The following is a 17,618-nucleotide window of genomic DNA, read 5'->3' on the forward strand; positions in this document are numbered from 1 at the left end:
GGAGTGGCTATCACCGCCGAAGCCGCGTCGAGAGCAAAATGCATTGCGTGAAACTTCTGGGTCAGCGCCTCATGGCGCGAGACTTCGACCGCCAAGTTGCCGAGATCCAGGTCCGGATGGCTGTGCTGAACGGCTACACCGCCCTCGGCATACCTGTTACAGAGGCCGTAGGATAAGTCTGTCCGGGAATAGGGGAAGCTCGGCCGTCACCCGATTTGCGCAACAGAGTCGCACTGGCATCAAGGTCGAGGGCGAAGACGAGTGGCACGCGCGCGATCATGGCTCACGGCGCAAGACCCACCTCGGAATTGATGAGAAAACACTGGAGATCCGCGCTTTCGAGGTCACCGGGAACCATATCGGTGATGCACCGGTCCTGCCCGATCTGCTCAGCCAGATCCCGGCAAGCGAGGAGATCGACAGCGTCACCGCTGACGGCCCCTATGATACCCGCAAGTGCCATGATGCGATCGCTAACCGCAGGGCACATGCCGTCATCCCACCCCGCAAAAAGGCTAAGCCGTGGATGATCGTCACTGCGGGTGCCGTCGCCAGAAACGAGGCCCTTCAAGCCTCTAAATACCTCTGTCGCGCGATTTGGCGAAACTGGAGCGAGTACCATCGCCGAAGCCGCATCGAGACAGAGATGCACTGTGTTAAACTTCCGGGGCAGCGCCTCATGGCACGGGACTTTGACCGACAGGTCGCGGAGGTCCGGATTCGCATCGCCGTTATGAACCGCTACACCGCACTTGGCATACCGGTCACCGAAGCCGTGGCATGAGCCCGTCCGAGGATGGGAGAAGTCCGCTTGTCATTTGATTTGTACAACAGAGCCTCAGTGCATAACAATGCCGGGTGATCCGCTAATCAGCAGCCATATCTGTAGATAATGAAAGAGCGTCGTAAATAAAATATGTACGACATTCGACCCAACAAATAATATATGACTGCCGGCCGCTTGAATAAATAACGCGCCACTATGATTTTGACAGCAGCGTGAATGAAAAGGGCATCCACACATGCTGTGGATGCCCTGTGTTATTACAACTGCTCTGACGTCCTTTGCATCCATTCGCGATGGCGCTGTTCGTCTGCAAGTGCTTTTGCAAAAAACTCGCGCGATGCCGGAATGGCGTCGTGATGGTCGCGGGCCCGCTCATAGGCGGCGACGGTATCATCCTCGTTTGTTTTCATCGCCTTCAGGATGGCCCCCTCGCCCATCATATTGGCCAACGCGATCTTGCCGGTCGTCAGCATCTGCTTCATATCGCCGCCCGCCGGGGCATCGGCGCCGGATTGCATGGCGATGTCTTTCAGAACGCTCAGATGTTGGTGATGATCGTCGCGGAATTGTGCAATCTGCTGTGACAGAGACGGATCAGAGAGCTTCTCGATTGTGCTGTCATAGGCCGCGATTGCATCGTGTTCCAGATAGATCAGGTTCGTCACAAGATCCTTGAAGTCGCCTTCGGTTCCAACTGTGGTGGCCATGTGATGGTCCTTTTCGAATTGATATTGCGGAGCATTCAGCCCCAAATGAACCAGAGCGCAGCGCCCGCGACCACCAGGATCGCGAGGACCGGCAAGACAAGAACGCTACCGATCAACTGGCCCTGCTCTTTGCCCCGCGTCCGGAGATAATCGGTATCCGCGGGAAGCCCGCCTTCGCCCGCGGACTTGTCGGTGGCGCTATCCTTGTGGAAGGATTTCGGTTTTTCCGGCGGCATGCTTCCCTCCTGTAGATCGTGTTACTGTTGTTCGATCTGGGTGCCACTATTGGGGCGGGCCTTGCCAAGATCGGGCTTCTGTCCAAGCGGTTCGGGCTTTTCACGCACCGAGAATTCACCATGACCGTCCAGCGACGGGCCCGACGTCCAGCGACCCTCGGGGGTGGCTTCGTCCAGCGAGGTGTTCAGGAAGTAATATGAATGCTCGGTCGCTTCATGTTCCTGCGGCGTCGAGTTCGGTACCGGCAGCGCCTTTTCCCAACCGCCCAGTTCCTCAATCACCGCCAGCCATTGTTGCTGGTGCATCGTGTCGCGCGCGATTAGGAACGACAGCATGTCCTTCATGCCGGCATCATCGGTCATGTTGTAGAGACGCGAGGCCAGAACGCGCCCGCCGCTTTCTGCGGTGGCATTGGCCATCATATCCGCAGCCAGATTTCCGGTGGCGTAGACGTGGCTCATGTCAAAGGGGACACCATTGGCATTGACCGGCATGGCAGACAGACCGGACGACAGGATATGACGCGGGTTCGCACCGCCCATGATCGCATTGACGACGGGGTCCTTGGCGGCCTCTTCCTGAACCGACAGCGGCGCGCCCTCGAGGTTCAGGGCGACGGCATGGCCCAGAAATTCGATATGTGACAATTCCTCGGTCGCGGTCATCATCAGCATGTCGCGGTATTTGCTATCACCGCGTGCACCCATTGCCTGAAAGAAATATTGCATGGCAACGCGAATTTCACCTTCGACCCCACCAATGGCCTGCTGAAGGAATTTGGCGAACTGCGGGTCCGGGCGGTCAACGCGAACCTGATACTGAAGCTTGCTTGAATGATGGAACATGGGTCATTTCCTATTATAGTAATGAGATCCGGCATTATTCTGCCGCCACGGTCCATAAACTTTCGCGCTTGAATGATGTTCCGGGGATAAACTTAGATCAGTCTATTTAGCTGGTATTCAAATTTTAATATATGGCTCGGCATGCGAATTTTCATAGCTGCGCCTGACTTGTTCCGACGACCCGCCATGGGATAGCATTTGTTATCCAAGTCTTATGGAACACACCGCCTAAGAACGTGTTTGGTGGCAATTGAACATATCGGGGCCGGGAACATGTCACCATTCTTCAAACTTTCGGTCGCGGGGTTCGCGGCAACGGGCATTGCCTACGGTCCAGCGCGCATGGGCTTTGGCCTGTTTCTGAACGAATTCAGATCGGCTTTCTCGCTTTCAACGACGACGGCAGGGATCATCTCGGGGTTGGGGTTTGCCGGTTTCTTCATCGGTCTGATGATCGCCTATGCCGCCACGGCAAAGCGCGGTCCGCGGCTGCCGGTTCTGATCGGCCTATTTGCGGCAAGCGCAGGCATGGGCATCGTGGCGATGGCGCCGAATGTGCCGGTGATGGCCGTCGGAGTTATCCTGGCGATGTCCAGCGCCGGTTTCGCCTGGTCGCCCTATAACAACGCCGTCCACCAAGAGGTCCGCGACGAGATGCGCCCCCGGTCGCTGTCCATCGTTAGCACCGGCACCAGCCTGGGAGTGGCGATTGCCGGGGTGGTCGCCTTGGCCCTGATCTATGCGGGCGTGTCGTGGCGTATCGCATGGGCGATCTTTGCGGGGGCAGGGGTTATTACATTTGCGGGCAATTGGTTCGCCATGGAGAACGTGGCCGGTAATCCCGGGGGACGCAACCGGTCCGGCTGGAAAACGCTGTGGGACAAAAGTGCGTGGCCACTTTATGCCGTGGCGCTGTCGTTCGGCATCACAACGACAATTTTCATCTCGTTTGCAACGGACCGTGTGGCGCAGGCCGGTGGCCTTTCGGGTCTGCCCGATCGCGCATCGCCTGCCGTCATGTTCATCACCTATGGCATCGTCGGGCTAAGCGGGCTGACCACTTCGGTCATCAAGGAACACATCGGCCTGGCCAACCTTATCCGGCTGCTGCTGGTCATATCCGCGACCTCGCTTGGGCTGATCGCATTCACGCCGAACAGTTGGGCGGGGGTGCTGGTGGCTTCGGGACTGCAAGGATTGTTCGTCATGATGATGAGCGCGGTGCTGGCTTTTTGGTCCGAGCGTCTGTTCCCAGAACTACCCTCGCTTAGCTTCACCGCGACCTTGCTGGCCGTCGCATCTGGCAGTGTCATTGGCCCCGCGGTCGCAGGTTTCGTGTCCAGTGCGGTTTCACCGGATGCGATGTTCATGGTCGCGGCGGCACTGTCGGCGATCACTGCCGCCGGCGTGCTGCCACGGCTGGTCAAGGAACGGGGCTCGGATTGCGAGGCAAGTGCAGCTGAATAGCGGCTATTTCCTGCTGAACAGAGCGACGGTCGACAGTCGGCCCTTGCCCCGTGGCCTTTGCAGCAAGGCCAAGGTGGGTAGCGGTCGCGCCACCCATCGCATCGCCTTGACCGTCGGAATATTTCCAATCCGAGATGACCGTGGAAAGGTTCTCCGCAGTGACATTGGTCCCTGATCCACACAAGGAGGCGGACTGAACCCGGAAGCTGGTACAACCGATCGAACCCCAAGGTAGGAAATCGAAGATATTGTCGGGCAGGGTTTCGGCGTCCTGTTCCAGAACGCGTTTCGCCGTCTTCTCCAGACCGCTATCCTGCAGCAGCGGCTTCAGCCCTGCCTTGGCGCGGTAATCCTTGATATGCTTCAGCGCAGTTTGGGGGATTTCCTTGGCGTCAAAGGCATTACCCGCACCCCCGCTTTCCCCGGAACCCGAGAATGTCTGCACGGCATAGATCGTGCCATCCTCACTTGCGATGCCAAAGCCGAAGCTATCGAAATGCTCAACATGGTAATTTATAAGCGGCAATTTGTTATATACGTCGTTGATAGGCATTTAATCTGCTCAGAGCATCATATCTAATCTCGAATTCTTTTTTCTTTTTTCTGTATTTTTGATACAGTTTTTCTCATGTCCATTGCGCCCGCATTTCCTGTTTTTGCGCGTCCCGACCGGCATGGGAACGGCCGTTCGCGGGTGATGCCGGTGTCCCGGCTTGCTCTACACAGCGATGCATTCAATGCTCTTCGCGCGTATCGCGATATCGGCGGGCTCGGGGCTTTGAACCCGACGGGCTTTATTAACGTCATGCAGGATCGCGACGGACGTTTGCTGTGGTTCTCCGCCTTTGCCCTGATAACCGTCTCCGTCGCGACAGGCAGATTGGCGGATGTGTTTATCTGGAGGGCGGCAGCCCTGCCCGAGCGCCTGATCGCGAAGCTTGCATGGTCGGAGGTCTGCCGGCCGGAGCGCCGGTTAAAACCGGCCGAGGCGGCAGAGTGGTACAAGATCCTGTCCACACGTCTGCCGCCCGATATTGCCAAAGCTTACTTCGGACCGCGCGGCCTTAACCGCAACGCGGAGGAGGCCGCAGATATCGCCCTGACCGAAGAGGTCGATCTGGGTTTCGAGGACCGGACTGCAGATGCTGTGACCCGCAGCTTTGCAACACAGCCGGAGCTTCTGGAACTGCAGGACCGTTCTGCCGCTTGGCTGGCCGATCATGGCAACCTGTCGGCCACCGATTGCGCAACGATCATCCGTGCCACGGGGCGTGCCATGACCCGAGGCGGCTCGCCCGCCGTTGGGGCGCCCCTTTGCGCGGCCAGCCTGCTCTGAGGGCGCAAGATAGCGGCACTCGCCGATCTCCACGGCACGCCACATCTTCCCGGAACCTTCTGGTGGTCCAGAGACGGATTGGGCTTTGCCCCTGATGTGACAGGATCGGGCCGCAAATCGACCAATGGTCTGATCAGGTTGTGTCGCAAGGTGTTTAGTCTTTCTTTTTTGCCGCGAATTCAGCATTCCTTCGCCAAGATCTAGCAGGATCCAAAGCCGTTATCTTACACGCGGTCTTCTTCTATGGCCACTATGCTGTTTCCTATCGCGATCTCGAAGAGATTATTCTGGAGCGTGGTATCAAGGTCGATCATGCGACGCTGAACCGCTGGGTGGTAAAGTTCGCTCCGCTCATTGTAGCAAAGGCCCAAGCCAGAAAAGGCCTACAGCTAAATCGTGGCGTATGGACGAGACCTATATCAAGGTTCGTGGCCGATAGACCTACCTCTACCGTGCCGTTGATCGCGACGGTCAAACACTTGATTTTATGCTCTCCGAACAAAGAAACACGGCTGCGGCGCGTCGGTTCTTCAAGCGTGCCATCGCCATTCATGGTGTGCCGGATAGGGTTGTAATCGACAAAAGCGGCGCGAACCTGGCAGGCCTGAACAGCATTAATGCTATCCTGAAGTTTATCCGCACATGCACCCGCATTAAGGTTCTGCAGGTGAAATACCTCAACAACATCATTCAGCAGGATCATCGCTTCATCAAGCGGATCACAGGGCCGATGCAAGGCTTCAAGGCGTTTCACTCAGCACACGCGACACTTGCCGGTATCGAAACAGCCCGTATGATCCGCAAGGGCCAGTTTGGAGATGACAGCCTCAGACCAATACAGCAATTCGCCGCATTAGCAGTCTGATATCATCGGAAACTGCCCATACATGACCCGCAGAAAACTTTGCGACACAACCCCTTATCGTCAAAGATCAGTAGACTGCAAATCGTAGCTTATGTCAGTGTCCGAATTTCGGGCGGCAGCTTAGTCGGATGAACGTCGTACTTCTTGGCCAGCTCGGCCGTCGTCAGATCCTCGCGAATGGCTTCAAGCGCAACCTAGGCCTTGAACGCCGCCGAATAGCGTTTCCGTTTTGTCATATGGGTCGCCCCTTCCTCAGTCGCTACAGTTCAGCAACTGGTCAGAAATCTCGCAACCACCTCTGATACCTGAACATCCCAAAATTAACCAGAAATAAGAAAATTAGGGCGCTTTTCGGTCGTTGCCAATGCCTCGGCTTCGTCTTTTACATTAACCCCCGTCATACCCAGTTTTCGTGCCTGATGAAGCAAGAAAATCAGCTTTTGTGCGGCTTCCGGATATGACAATCCCATCGCGCGCACATTAGAGATGCAATTGCGCGCCTCGTCTGTCAGCTTTTCATAAGGGCCGTGCGTCAGATATAATCCCATACTGTCAGGAGAGCTAAGCCCCGGACGCTCACCGATCAACACCAACACCATACGCGCCCCGAGTGCTGTGCCGATTTCATCTCCCACTGCGACGCGGGCTTGGGTCACGATACTGATAGAACCCAGTGAAAGGCCCTGTGATGCCAACATTGGCATAACCAGCGTCAGAAATGGCACCGCATTCGTCTGGATCGCCAAAGCTGACAAGCCATCCCCGATGACAATCGCCAGATCAACACCCCCGACGGATGGCGTTAGTTGCGCCCGAGAGGCGGGTGCCAAGCGTCGGCCTAGATCGGGTCGTTGCAGATATATGGCACGATTGTCTGCGGCACTGGACAGGTTAAGAACAGGCAGACCCAGCGGGGCCAGTTGTTCCCCAAGTGCCGCAACATCCAATTCCAGATGAACGGCTTTGCGTGCACGGGCATGCGACATTTGAAATTCAAGATGCGGCGCCGTTGGCAGGCTGCTGCCCGCACGGCCCAATGCAATTCGGGCCGACGTCAGGTTGCGCAATTGGGTCCACGGGGTTGGGGTGACATTATTATCGGTCATGCGACACCTTGAATTGCAGTTTGAAACAGGGCGGGAATTTGGTTCGACATACGTCCCTGCGTGTCAAAGATGCCGTTGTTTTGCAGCCACGCTTCGAATTCGGGGGCAGGACGCAGGCCCAGAACCTTGCGGGCATACAAAGCGTCGTGAAACGAGGTTGTCTGATAGTTCAGCATAATGTCATCCGACCCCGGAATCCCCATGATGAACGTGGTCCCTGCGACCCCCAGCAGCGTCAGCAGCGTATCCATATCGTTCTGGTCGGCTTCGGAGTGGTTGGTATAGCAAATATCGCACCCCATCGGCAGACCAAGCAGTTTGCCACAAAAGTGATCCTCTAGTCCGGCACGGGTGATCTGACGGCCATCATACAGGTATTCGGGCCCTATAAATCCGACGACCGTGTTCACCAACAGCGGCTTGCAAACACGCGCGACGGCATAGGCACGAGCCTCGATTGTCTGCTGGTCAACGCCGTGATGTGCGCCCGCCGACAGGGCCGAGCCTTGGCCCGTTTCCAGATACATCACGTTATCGCCCATCGTACCGCGCCCTTGCGACAAAGCAGCCGCGCGACCTTCGGCCAGCAATGCAAGGTCGATGCCAAAGCTGCTATTGGCGGCCTGTGTGCCTGCGACGGATTGAAAGATAATATCAACCGGCACATCGCGGCGGATCAGCTCTATTGCGTTGGTCACATGGGTCAGCACACAAGATTGGGTCGGGATATTGTATCGGGCAATCACATCGTCCAGCATGTGCAGCAGGCTGGTTGCCGCAGGCAGCGAGTCAGAGGCCGGATTGATGCCAATCACCGCGTCGCCGTTGCCAAAGATAAGGCCGTCAACAATTGACGCCGCAATACCGGCAGGATCATCTGTCGGATGATTGGGCTGCAAACGTGTCGACAGGCGACCCGCAAGACCAAGCGTGTTTCGGAATTTGGTTGTGACCTTTACTTTGCTGGCAATCAGGATCAGGTCCTGATTGCGGCATATCTTGCTGGTCGCGGCGACCATTTCCGGTATCAAACCGGATGCCAGTGCTGCGAGTGCATCGGTATTGGCGGCGTCCGATAAAAGCCAGTTCCGAAAACCACCCACAGTCATATGTGCAACCGGCGCAAAGGCGCGCGCATCATGGCCATCAATGATCAGGCGCGTAACCTCATCTGTCTCATAGGGCACCACGGCATCATGCAAAAACGCGGCCAACGGCAGATCGGCCAGCGCCATTTGTGCGGCTGCGCGTTCTTCGGCATCGCCCGCAGCAACACCGGCCAGATGATCACCGGACCGTTCGGGCGTTGCCTTGGCCATCAGCTCGGCCAGCGATCCGAAATGCCAGCGCTGGCCCCCGATCGTATGTGCATAGCTTGGCATGTTACTTGCCCTTCCTGTCGTGAAATCTCATAATTATCTGCCAGCTGATGGCCGCTTCATCATATGGCAAAACCGGATTTTTAACGCGGCACTATCCGATTTCGGCAATTCCGCTTGCACCCGGCAACGATCACATTTTTTCTGGTCTACATGCCTAACATTTCGGCAAACCTGATGGGCGGTGGCAACAGTTTCAAGACTACCCTTGTCTATCCATCTTAGTTTCATCAGGAACCATCCGGAACAACAAACTGATATGACGCCTTTGGATCAAGCCCCGACATTGATGCGACACGCCTCAACGGTTGAGGAGCAATCTGCCTTATTGGCAGGATGGAACCAGCATTATTGCCAGCTGTCCCGCGGGGCATTTTCGGGCATGTTATGTCAGTCGACACTGCCCGATGCCTATCTGTTTCGCGAAAAAACCAACCGCAGCCTGCTTCAAAGCGGCATTGTCGGTGCAGAGGTTCTTGCAGTCGGCCTGCCATTGGCCATCACCGGACCGGCGAAGTTTTGTGGATCCGCATGCACAGACCATCAGCTGCATGTCTTTTCCGGCGGGGAGGGATTCGAATTTCACACACCATCCGGACTGGATATCGTTGGTCTGGTTATCCCCCGCGCAACCCTGTTCCGGCATCTTGATGATGAAGATGCAGAATTCGTCACCTTACGCCTGAGACAGGCGCATCTGATGGATATCTCGCCGGAATTATTTCAAAATCTGGCGCGTGGCATGCTGGATATCATGGGAAATCGCGGCTCGATCACGGATGTTATGTCCTTGCTGGCCGATGCATTCCTGACGAACAACCCCGTCGCCCCGCCAACGCTGCACCGCAATCTGGTCGCGCAATTGCGTGATATCGCGACGGATGAGACATGGGATCAGCCACCTAGCATACCACAAATCTGCGCCGCTTTGGGGGTCAGTCGGCGCACATTGCAATACGCGCTTCAAAAAGAGTTGGGGATGAGCCCTGTTGAATATATGCGAGCCCTGCGCCTGAACGCTGCCCGCACATGCATCCTGCAAGGTGCCTCGGTGACAGAGGCGGCCACCCGATCAGGGTTTTGGCATTTCGGGCGCTTCGCACAAGATTACCGTATCTTGTTTCATGAACGCCCGTCCGCCACACGGTCCAAGGTTTGACCCCTATTTACAAGCCCATCAATGCATGCCGGTGGCCGGTACTGGCAAGATGTTGCAACGTCGCCAAAGCCTTTCGCAATTCATCACGTGATCGGGCGGCATTGATGTTGATCCGCACGGCATGAAGAGGGTTTTGGGAAAAGCTGAATGCCTCACCAGTCAGGACACATATACCCGCCTGCTGCGCGCTTTTGACAAATGTGGCGCATCGCCATGGTTCAGGCATCTCGAACCACGCAAAGGGTGAGGTCATTTCACGCGGCGCCTGCCAGACCGGCAATGTTTCACGCAAGATCAGGTTTCTGGCCCGCAGCTCGGCTTTTTCTGTGGCGACGATACGATCCAGCTCTCCTTGCTCGATCATTGTTGCAGCGATGAAATTCATTAGGGAATTCGTGCTCCAACAATTCAGTCGCAGCGTATTTGCAAGGTTTGTCACCATGGATGGCGGAGCAGACACCACGCCAAGTCGGGTTCCCGCCGCGATACATTTCGACAGGCTGGTGACGTAAAAGGTGATGTCGGGATGGCTCGACGCGATTGTCGGCAAAGGGTGGTCCATCAGGGGGCCGCAGACGTCGTCCTCGATGATATACACACCTTGTTCTTTTGCGATATCACCCAGTGCCTGACGGCGGCGCGCGCTCAGCGTGACGGTTGTTGGATTATGGTTATTGGGCATCAGGAAGACCGCTTTGGGACGGTGCTGGATGCACGCCTCGCGAAACGCATCGGGCACCATGCCCGCCTGATCTGTTTCAACACTTTTCAGGCGGATCGCTTTCGAGGCGCAGAGCGAAATAAAGCCGTGAAATGTCACCTGATCCGTCAGGATGACATCACCCGATTGGGCAATCGTATCAACAATACACGACATCCCATGCTGACAACCGTTGACCACCACCAGCCGGTCAGGATCGGCATGCCCCAATGTTGGCGACAGCCAGCCGGCAAATGCCCTGCGGACCCGATCATCGCCCTGTGGAATATGATAGTCCTGTATCATGCTGAAATGACTGTGAAACGGCAGGTTTGGCAACAACCGCTCCAGTGCATGCAGATAGGCGTCGGTCGCCGGCCTGTTGATAGACAAGTCACAGACGCCCTCAGCCTCTAGCACGCCCGATCTTTGCGACCCTGGCCGAAGCGGACAGATATAACTGCCACTGCCGACGCGGCTTTCGACATGGCCGCGCTGTTGCAGCAATTTTATGGCCCGTGTGACGGTAGAGACATTCACCCCCATAAATTGTGCGAGGTCCCTGTGTGGGGGCAGTCGATCGCCTTCTGCTAACTCTTTAGACTCGATGAGCAAAATTATGGCATCGCAAAGTTGCTGGTAAACAGGTCCATCGCCAGATCGAAGGTCTATATTCTTAAATATTTTATTGTTAATAATCATTGGATTAATTCCACAATCTTGTGAGATGCCGAAGGTACTATTCCTTCAGAGTATCCGTGTATCGATCAAGCCATGCCTTTAATTGTGTGGCATACAAATGAACAAATTGCATCAAATTGTTTGACGAACAAAATGTCAAAAATCTAGGGCTAGACGCAATTGATAATAAAAAACCCCAACAGGAGAGGTTGATAATGACCCGAAAACTGGTTCTCCGCGCATTTTGCAGCGCTGCTGCATTGTCCGTAGGTCTCGTTTCTTTTGCCTCCGCAGAAACCCTTCGTTTGTCCACGTTGAAACAACCCGGATCTGACGGCGCGGCAGCGGCGCAGCATTTTGCTGATCTCGTCTCTGAGAAAACCAATGGCGAGTTGACTGTCAAAGTCTATCCGGGCAGCCAGCTTGGCGACTGGACCGAGGTTTACGAACAGGTCATCGAAGGCGCTGTCGACATTGCCATGCAGCCGCTGGCGACATCATCGGACAAACGGCTTGCCATCACATGGTTCCCCTATGCCTTTACCGATTACGATTCCGCAAAAACCGCACTCAGCCCCGGTGGCAGTGTTTTCGAAATCGTCAAGGAAGTCATCGGCGAACAGAACCTGACCCCGCTTGCGGTTTACGGTGCAGGCATGGGCGGCGCAGGCTTTCCGACCGAGGTCACAGACCCCACCGACTTTGATGCCAAGCATGATTTGAAAGTCCGCGTGTGGCCGGGCGGTACTACGCATAAGGTTCTGCTAGAAAACCTTGGCTATAACACCGCCTCTGTTCCGTTCGCCGAACTTTATACAGCCATGCAGACCGGTGTTGTTGATGGCCAGATCGGCGTAACGGCGACAATCACGCTGGAAAACTTTGCCGACGTTACCAAGACATGGATCCAGTATAACGACCATTTCGAGTCCGACTTCATCTTTATGAACTCTGACCGCTTTGCCGATCTCAGCCCCGAATTTCAGGATGCCGTGCGTCAGGCTGCTGAACAGGTTGCTGACGAACAATTTACCGCAGTCCAAGCCGCTGACGAGGCATCTTTGCAGACCATGCGCGATCAGGGCGTGACGGTTGTGACCTTTGACAATGCTCAATTGCAGGCACTGGGTGATCGGGTTCGCGATCAGGTTTGGCCGGACATCAAGGACGAGCTGGGTGACGAAACCTATCAAGCACTTCGCAGCGCAGTAAACGCCGACTAAGCAGATTACCGGCCGGTCCCTTGACTGGCCGGTTTGTCATCCTGCGGCCAAGGACAAGCCTATATGCAAAAGCAAGACGCAACTACTCTGATCGCCGAAGAGGTGACCATCCCTTCAGGCATGCATCTTGACGGGGTGAATACACCGCGTTTTTTAACGGGCCGGATGCTGGCGATCTGGAATGCCAAAATCAAATTGCAGCGGTTTATCATGCTGGTCAGCGGTGTGACATTGACGGCGTTGGTTTTCACCCAAGTGATCACCCGCTATTTCTTTAGCATATCCCTGTTCGGCATTGAGGAACTGGCAACCTTTACAGCAGTGTTTTTGTATTTCTTTGGCATGTCACATGGCGCGTGGGAACGCGGACATATTTCCGCCAGTCTGGTTGAACTTGTCCTGCCCGCAGGCCGGCCACAACTGGCTGTCGAGGCGCTTGCGTCTATCATCACCGTTATCCTGTCTGGCTGGATGACGGTCTGGTCGTGGGACTATCTGACATTTGTGATAAAGCGCGGAACCATGTCGCTTGAGACGGGCATCCCGATGTCATGGATTGTCGCAGTCATCCCGCTTTGTCTGGCACTGACAACCCTGTATTTCCTCATCGAAGCCGTCATGCGCGTCCAAGCCGTGATTTCCGGAAGGGCCTTGGCATGAACCCTCTTATTCTTATGGATGCAGGGCTTTTGTCGCTGCTTTTGGTTATCGGCGTGCCGGTCCCGTTCTGCTTTGCAGGTGCGGTTTTACTACTGATGCTGTTTGGTGATTTCGGTTCGACCAGCTTTCTGATCGGGGCGGGCTTCAATAAACTGAACTCGATCGTGCTGATTGCCATCCCGCTCTATATTCTTGCTGGTGGTATTATGGGGTCGGGCGGCATTGCAACGCGGCTGATTGACCTCGCCGATTCCATGATCGGACGCCTGCGTGGCGGACTTGGCTTGGTGCTGATCGTAACGGCTGCGGTGTTTGGTGCGATTTCGGGAATGGCCAGCTCGGCTGTTGCGGCAATCGGGACGGTGATGATCCCGCGCATGGTGGAACGAGGCTATGATCGCGGATATGCGGCAACGCTGGTGGCCGCATCATCGGTTCTGGCGCTGCTGATACCGCCCAGTGCATCCATGATCTTGTATGGCTGGGTCACGGGCACCTCCATTCTGGCCTGCTTTTTGGCCCCCATCGTTCCAGGCCTGATCCTTGTCTCGCTGCTGGCAGGGTGGAACATGATCATGACGCGCAAAATGCCAATCAGACAGCCCGAACCCGCACCATTGCGCCAAGTCGGTACCGAAGTGATTTTCCGCACCAAAAAAGCCGCAGCGGGCTTGATGATGCCATTGATTATCCTTGGCTTTATCTATGGCGGCATCACAACTCCGACCGAAGCGGCTGCGGTTGCTGTCGTCTATGCAATCCCGATTGCCATCTATGTTTATCGCGAAATGAACTGGAAAGACATGGGTCAGGTCTTTTGGCGCGCCGCTCAGACCAGCGGTGTTCTGATGATCATGATCTTCTTTGCCTCCATGCTGGGCCGTATCTGGACGCTGGAAAACGTTCCGCAGGATATTCTGGAATCGTTCCTGCAAGTCAGTGACAATCCCATCGTACTGTTGCTTCTGGCCAATCTGTTCCTGATGATTATTGGCATGTTTATGGAGGATGTGTCCGGTATTTTGCTGGCCGCGCCCCTGCTGCTGCCCGTGATGACGCAGGCAGGTGTGGATCCCATCCATTTTGCGGCAATTATCGCGACCAATCTGGGGATGGGCCTGATTACACCACCCACGGCGCCACTGTTGTATTTCGCGGCACTGATCGGAAAAACCAGCCTGTCCGGAATGTTAAAGCCCGCATTGGTATTTGTGCTGTTCGCCTATCTGCCCGTCGTGCTTTTGACGACGTTTGTTCCGGCGCTATCCATGTGGCTTCCCAACCTGATTTTGGGACTGAACTGAAACCTCCGACAGCATGCTGAAAACGCCTGACATAATTAAACAGGGCAAAGGACTTCACCGTTCCATTTGCCCGCAAAAAGCGACCGGTGGACAATAAACGCCGGCAATAAAGGAAGATCGAAATTGGCCAATCAATACGATGTCGCGATTGCCGGTTCAGGGATTGTCGGGATGTCCACCGCTTTGTGGGCACAGCGTCGCGGGCTGAGGGTTGTGATATGTGATCCTAATCCTGCAGGATCGGGAACAACCTTTGGACCTGCCTGCACGATTGCGACCTATGCTTGTGTGCCAATCAACAGCCCTTCGGTCATAACGTCGCTGCCTAGTCTGTTGTTTTCAAAAGACAGCCCGCTGATCCTGAATTATTGGCATGCAATCAAAAACAGCCGCTGGATGTTGTCTTTCCTTGCGAACTGCCGGTCCAGCCGCGTTGACGCCATCGGTTCGGGTCTGGGGGCACTGCTCGGCCATGCCAATGCCGGTCTTGACCCGTTGATCGCGGATATCGAGGCCGAGGATTTGATGGTCAACGAAGACTGTCTTTATGTCTGGTCCACCCAAAAAGGCTTTGAAGGCGCAGCGCAGGGCAATGATTTGCGCCGCCGCCAAGGCGTTGCCATGCAAGAAGTTGGCCCAGCCGAGGTGCGCGCGCTTGAACCCGCTTTGCAGATGCCAATTTATCGCGGTCTGCGCTTTCAGGGAACGCGCTTTGTTTTGCATCCTCAAAAGCTGGTCGAACGGATGCAACGCCAGTTTGTCAAAAACGGTGGCGCAACGATCACCGCCGCTGTGCAATCGGTGGATCCCGGATCAACAGGCGTGACGGTCAAACTGGGTGACGGGTCAACCCTAACTGCGGGGCATTTTGTTGTCGCCGCAGGTGCACATAGCAAATCGATCAAAGGTGCCGGCGTCGAGGTGCTGCCCCTTGGTGTCGAACGTGGCTATAATGTGACCTATGCAAACCATCGTGCAAAGCTGACCCGCCCTGTGGGTTGGGCAGAGGCCGGTTTCTATGCCACCCCGATGGAGCTTGGTCTGCGCATCGCAGGCACGGTCGAACTGGATAATTTGAATGCGCCACCAAACCCCGACCGGCTGGCCTATCTACGCCGTCGGGCAACCCAGATGTTTGGCTATCTGGATGGCCCAAGCGATGAATGGCTCGGTTATCGCCCAACCATGCCGGACGCATTGCCCGTAATCGGACCGTCCCATGTATCAGGCCGGATTATCCATGCCTTTGGCCACCAGCATATCGGTCTGACGTTAGGCGGAATTACCGGTCAAATCGTGAGTGATATGGTGCGTGGGCAACAACCCCAATTAGATGTTTCCGCATTAAGCGGTTCACGCTTTCGATCTGCCTAAATTTCTATCCATTCGTGTTTGTAAAACACTCATCGACACTGTCATATACACTTCCAGGAAAACGACATGCTGACAATTAAACGCCTTGATATTAACGACGCCTACAATCTGATCGCAGGCGCGCGAGCACATGCCATTGAAATTGGGGTACCCATGTGCATCGCAATTACGGATGAGAGCGGAAACCTGATCGCGTTCGAGCGCATGGACGGTGGCAAAGTAACATCATCTATAATCGCCATCGATAAAAGCTTTACAGCATCCGCGGCAAAAAAAGCTACCCATGAATACGGCCTTTCCAGTCAGCCCGGTAGTCCCGCTTATGGCATTGCATCTGCAATTGGGGGTCGATTGATGGTAGTCGGAGGAGGCTTGCCGGTTATCGTCAATGGGGACGTAGTTGGCGGTATCGGGATTAGTTCAGGAACCCCTGCGCAAGACCAAGCTTGTGCCCAAGCAGGCATTGACGCATTTTCAGCCCGAACATGAATACCAGCTCAAGACGATCTCGGGGACTATGGACATAGTAGCTAAGTTCAAATGACCCTCGTAACATTATTCGATGTGCTGCAGCAGGCGATATACGGCGGTTATGTCGTGGAGGCTTTTGTCACCTTGGGGTGAGAAAACATGCGGGCCTTGGCTGCAGCTGTGTAATCCCCCCATTTTTAATGGAGATCAGCGACTCTGTTGCATAAACCAGCTGACGAACGGATCTCCCCTTTCCCCAGACGGATTTATTCCACAGCTTTCGTGACAGGGATGCCAAGGGCGGTGTAGCCGTTCAGGATCGCAACGCGCACCTGTACCTCAGCGACTTGGGTGTCAAAGTCGCGCGCCATTAGCCGTTGGCCCAGCAGTTTCATGCAATGCATCTTCGTCTCGACGCGGCTCCGGCCGGCGTTGTTGCGCAATTCATGCTTGAGGCATGAGACCCCCTTTCCCTTCAGCTTTAGGCCACGCGAACGATCTCGGCGGTGCCGAGGGCTGAGAAACGGTTCATAAGGGCGACGCGGATCTCGATCTCGGCTGTTTGGCTGTCGGGATGTCTTGCGGCAATGCGTTCGCCGAATGCCTTGAGGCACCGCATCTTTGCCTCGATCCGGCTCCGGGCGTGATATCCTGTCCAGCGCTTCCAGAACGCCCGGCCGTAGTGCCGTGTGGCACGCAGGGTTTCGTTTCTGGCAATCGCGGCCGGGCAGTCCTCTTTCCACGGCCGTCCATTCTTTCGAATGGGGATGATCGGCGTGGCCTGACGGTCGATGATGGCGGTATGGCAGCGGCCGGTGTCGTAGGCGCCATCGGCGGTCACGGTGCCGATCTCCTCACCTTCAGGAATCTGGCCCAGCAACTGCGGCAGAATAGGGCTGTCACCGTCGCTGCAGGGGGTAAACTCTACTGCGCGTATGTCTGAGGTGGCCGTGTCCATGGCCAGATGGACCTTACGCCACTGGCGACGGCCCTGAACGCCGTGCTTGCGTGCCTGCCACTCACCATCACCCAGGAACTTGATGCCAGTGCTGTCAACCAGCAGGTTCAAAGGGCCATCGGCGCGCCGGAAGGGGATCTGAACGACCAGTGTCTTTTGCCGTCGGTAAAGGGTCGTGTAATCCGGGACAGCCCAGTCCAGGTCCGCCACCTTCAACAAGCTGGCCACCATCGCAGTCGTTTGCCTGAGCGGCAGCTTGAACAGAACCTTGATTGTCAGGCAGAAATGAACAAAAAGACGTTTTATAAATGCCAATTTTACGTATAAGTAATTGATATTGTTTTGATATGCTCAGTATG

At 55.5% G+C, this 17,618-nt stretch carries 15 protein-coding genes and 5 pseudogenes; 11 read left to right on the forward strand and 9 right to left on the reverse strand.

Translation table 11 applies throughout. The annotated features are described in order from the left end of the window. Positions 1-176 (forward strand): annotated as a pseudogene (locus DWB67_RS13630) (IS5/IS1182 family transposase); the annotation flags it as partial. A gap of 56 nt (positions 177-232) precedes the next feature. Continuing rightward, positions 233-784: pseudogene (locus DWB67_RS13635) on the forward strand (IS5 family transposase); the annotation flags it as partial. 260 nt (positions 785-1,044) lie between these two features. Here DWB67_RS13635 and DWB67_RS13640 read toward each other — a convergent pair. Genes DWB67_RS13640 through DWB67_RS13650 form a run of 3 tightly spaced genes read right to left on the reverse strand, consistent with a single transcriptional unit; the run spans position 1,045 to position 2,576 of the window. Then, on the reverse strand, positions 1,045-1,494 hold the full coding sequence (locus tag DWB67_RS13640) for a ferritin-like domain-containing protein (RefSeq protein ID WP_119808109.1): 450 nt from the start codon (positions 1,492-1,494) through the stop codon (positions 1,045-1,047). A gap of 35 nt (positions 1,495-1,529) precedes the next feature. Next, positions 1,530-1,730, reverse strand: coding sequence for a hypothetical protein (locus tag DWB67_RS13645; protein WP_119808110.1), 201 nt, complete (start codon positions 1,728-1,730; stop codon positions 1,530-1,532). Between the two features lie 21 nt (positions 1,731-1,751). After that, the gene (locus tag DWB67_RS13650; RefSeq protein ID WP_119808111.1) at positions 1,752-2,576 is read right to left on the reverse strand and encodes a manganese catalase family protein; all 825 of its coding nucleotides are present in this window, start codon (positions 2,574-2,576) and stop codon (positions 1,752-1,754) included. Positions 2,577-2,849: 273 nt separating this feature from the next. Between DWB67_RS13650 and DWB67_RS13655 the strand changes: the two genes are divergently transcribed. Next, positions 2,850-4,043 (forward strand): MFS transporter, encoded by a 1,194-nt coding sequence (locus DWB67_RS13655; protein ID WP_119808159.1) that lies wholly within the window; start codon positions 2,850-2,852, stop codon positions 4,041-4,043. Here the strand turns inward: DWB67_RS13655 and DWB67_RS13660 are convergent. After that, positions 4,000-4,596, reverse strand: coding sequence for a hypothetical protein (locus DWB67_RS13660; RefSeq protein ID WP_119808112.1), 597 nt, complete (start codon positions 4,594-4,596; stop codon positions 4,000-4,002). The genes DWB67_RS13655 and DWB67_RS13660 overlap by 44 nt on opposite strands. 75 nt (positions 4,597-4,671) lie before the next feature. Here DWB67_RS13660 and DWB67_RS13665 point away from each other — a divergent pair, with 75 nt between their 5' ends. Both DWB67_RS13665 and DWB67_RS13670 read left to right on the forward strand, forming a co-directional pair. Continuing rightward, positions 4,672-5,379, forward strand: a complete 708-nt coding sequence (locus DWB67_RS13665; RefSeq protein ID WP_119808113.1) for a hypothetical protein — start codon at positions 4,672-4,674, stop codon at positions 5,377-5,379. Between the two features lie 221 nt (positions 5,380-5,600). After that, positions 5,601-6,244 (forward strand): annotated as a pseudogene (locus DWB67_RS13670) (IS6 family transposase). Positions 6,245-6,564: 320 nt separating this feature from the next. Here DWB67_RS13670 and eutC read toward each other — a convergent pair. Together eutC and DWB67_RS13680 are read right to left on the reverse strand one after the other, a co-directional pair. After that, on the reverse strand, positions 6,565-7,350 hold the full coding sequence (eutC, locus tag DWB67_RS13675) for an ethanolamine ammonia-lyase subunit EutC (protein ID WP_119808114.1): 786 nt from the start codon (positions 7,348-7,350) through the stop codon (positions 6,565-6,567). Beyond that, on the reverse strand, positions 7,347-8,732 hold the full coding sequence (locus tag DWB67_RS13680; protein WP_119808115.1) for an ethanolamine ammonia-lyase subunit EutB: 1,386 nt from the start codon (positions 8,730-8,732) through the stop codon (positions 7,347-7,349). The genes eutC and DWB67_RS13680 overlap by 4 nt, the downstream gene beginning before the upstream one ends. A 256-nt stretch (positions 8,733-8,988) precedes the next feature. Between DWB67_RS13680 and DWB67_RS13685 the strand changes: the two genes are divergently transcribed. After that, positions 8,989-9,888, forward strand: coding sequence for a helix-turn-helix domain-containing protein (locus DWB67_RS13685; RefSeq protein WP_119808116.1), 900 nt, complete (start codon positions 8,989-8,991; stop codon positions 9,886-9,888). 7 nt (positions 9,889-9,895) lie between these two features. Here the strand turns inward: DWB67_RS13685 and DWB67_RS13690 are convergent, their stop codons facing one another. Then, complete coding sequence (locus DWB67_RS13690; RefSeq protein WP_119808117.1) at positions 9,896-11,290, reverse strand: PLP-dependent aminotransferase family protein; 1,395 nt, start codon at positions 11,288-11,290, stop codon at positions 9,896-9,898. 194 nt (positions 11,291-11,484) lie between these two features. Between DWB67_RS13690 and dctP the strand changes: the two genes are divergently transcribed. From dctP to DWB67_RS13715, 5 genes are all read left to right on the forward strand, one after another. Beyond that, positions 11,485-12,492, forward strand: a complete 1,008-nt coding sequence (gene dctP / locus DWB67_RS13695; RefSeq protein ID WP_119808118.1) for a TRAP transporter substrate-binding protein DctP — start codon at positions 11,485-11,487, stop codon at positions 12,490-12,492. Between the two features lie 63 nt (positions 12,493-12,555). Then, complete coding sequence (locus DWB67_RS13700) at positions 12,556-13,152, forward strand: TRAP transporter small permease (protein WP_119808119.1); 597 nt, start codon at positions 12,556-12,558, stop codon at positions 13,150-13,152. Then, positions 13,149-14,456 (forward strand): TRAP transporter large permease, encoded by a 1,308-nt coding sequence (locus DWB67_RS13705; protein ID WP_119808120.1) that lies wholly within the window; start codon positions 13,149-13,151, stop codon positions 14,454-14,456. Before DWB67_RS13700 ends, DWB67_RS13705 begins: the two co-directional genes overlap by 4 nt. Before the next feature lie 123 nt (positions 14,457-14,579). Then, a complete protein-coding gene (locus DWB67_RS13710; protein WP_255418680.1) occupies positions 14,580-15,830 on the forward strand; it encodes an FAD-binding oxidoreductase in 1,251 nt (416 codons plus the stop codon). Between the two features lie 66 nt (positions 15,831-15,896). Then, on the forward strand, positions 15,897-16,319 hold the full coding sequence (locus DWB67_RS13715; RefSeq protein ID WP_119808121.1) for a heme-binding protein: 423 nt from the start codon (positions 15,897-15,899) through the stop codon (positions 16,317-16,319). 248 nt (positions 16,320-16,567) lie between these two features. On the opposite strand, the pseudogene DWB67_RS13720 reads toward DWB67_RS13715, so the two are convergent. Together DWB67_RS13720 and DWB67_RS13725 are read right to left on the reverse strand one after the other, a co-directional pair. Then, a pseudogene (locus DWB67_RS13720) lies at positions 16,568-16,726 on the reverse strand (IS5/IS1182 family transposase); the annotation flags it as partial. Between the two features lie 56 nt (positions 16,727-16,782). Further along, positions 16,783-17,550 (reverse strand): annotated as a pseudogene (locus DWB67_RS13725) (IS5 family transposase); the annotation flags it as partial. Between the last annotated feature and the right edge of the window lie 68 nt (positions 17,551-17,618).

The organism is Paracoccus sp. JM45 (assembly GCF_003590715.1).
Taxonomy (GTDB): Bacteria; Pseudomonadota; Alphaproteobacteria; order Rhodobacterales; family Rhodobacteraceae; genus Paracoccus.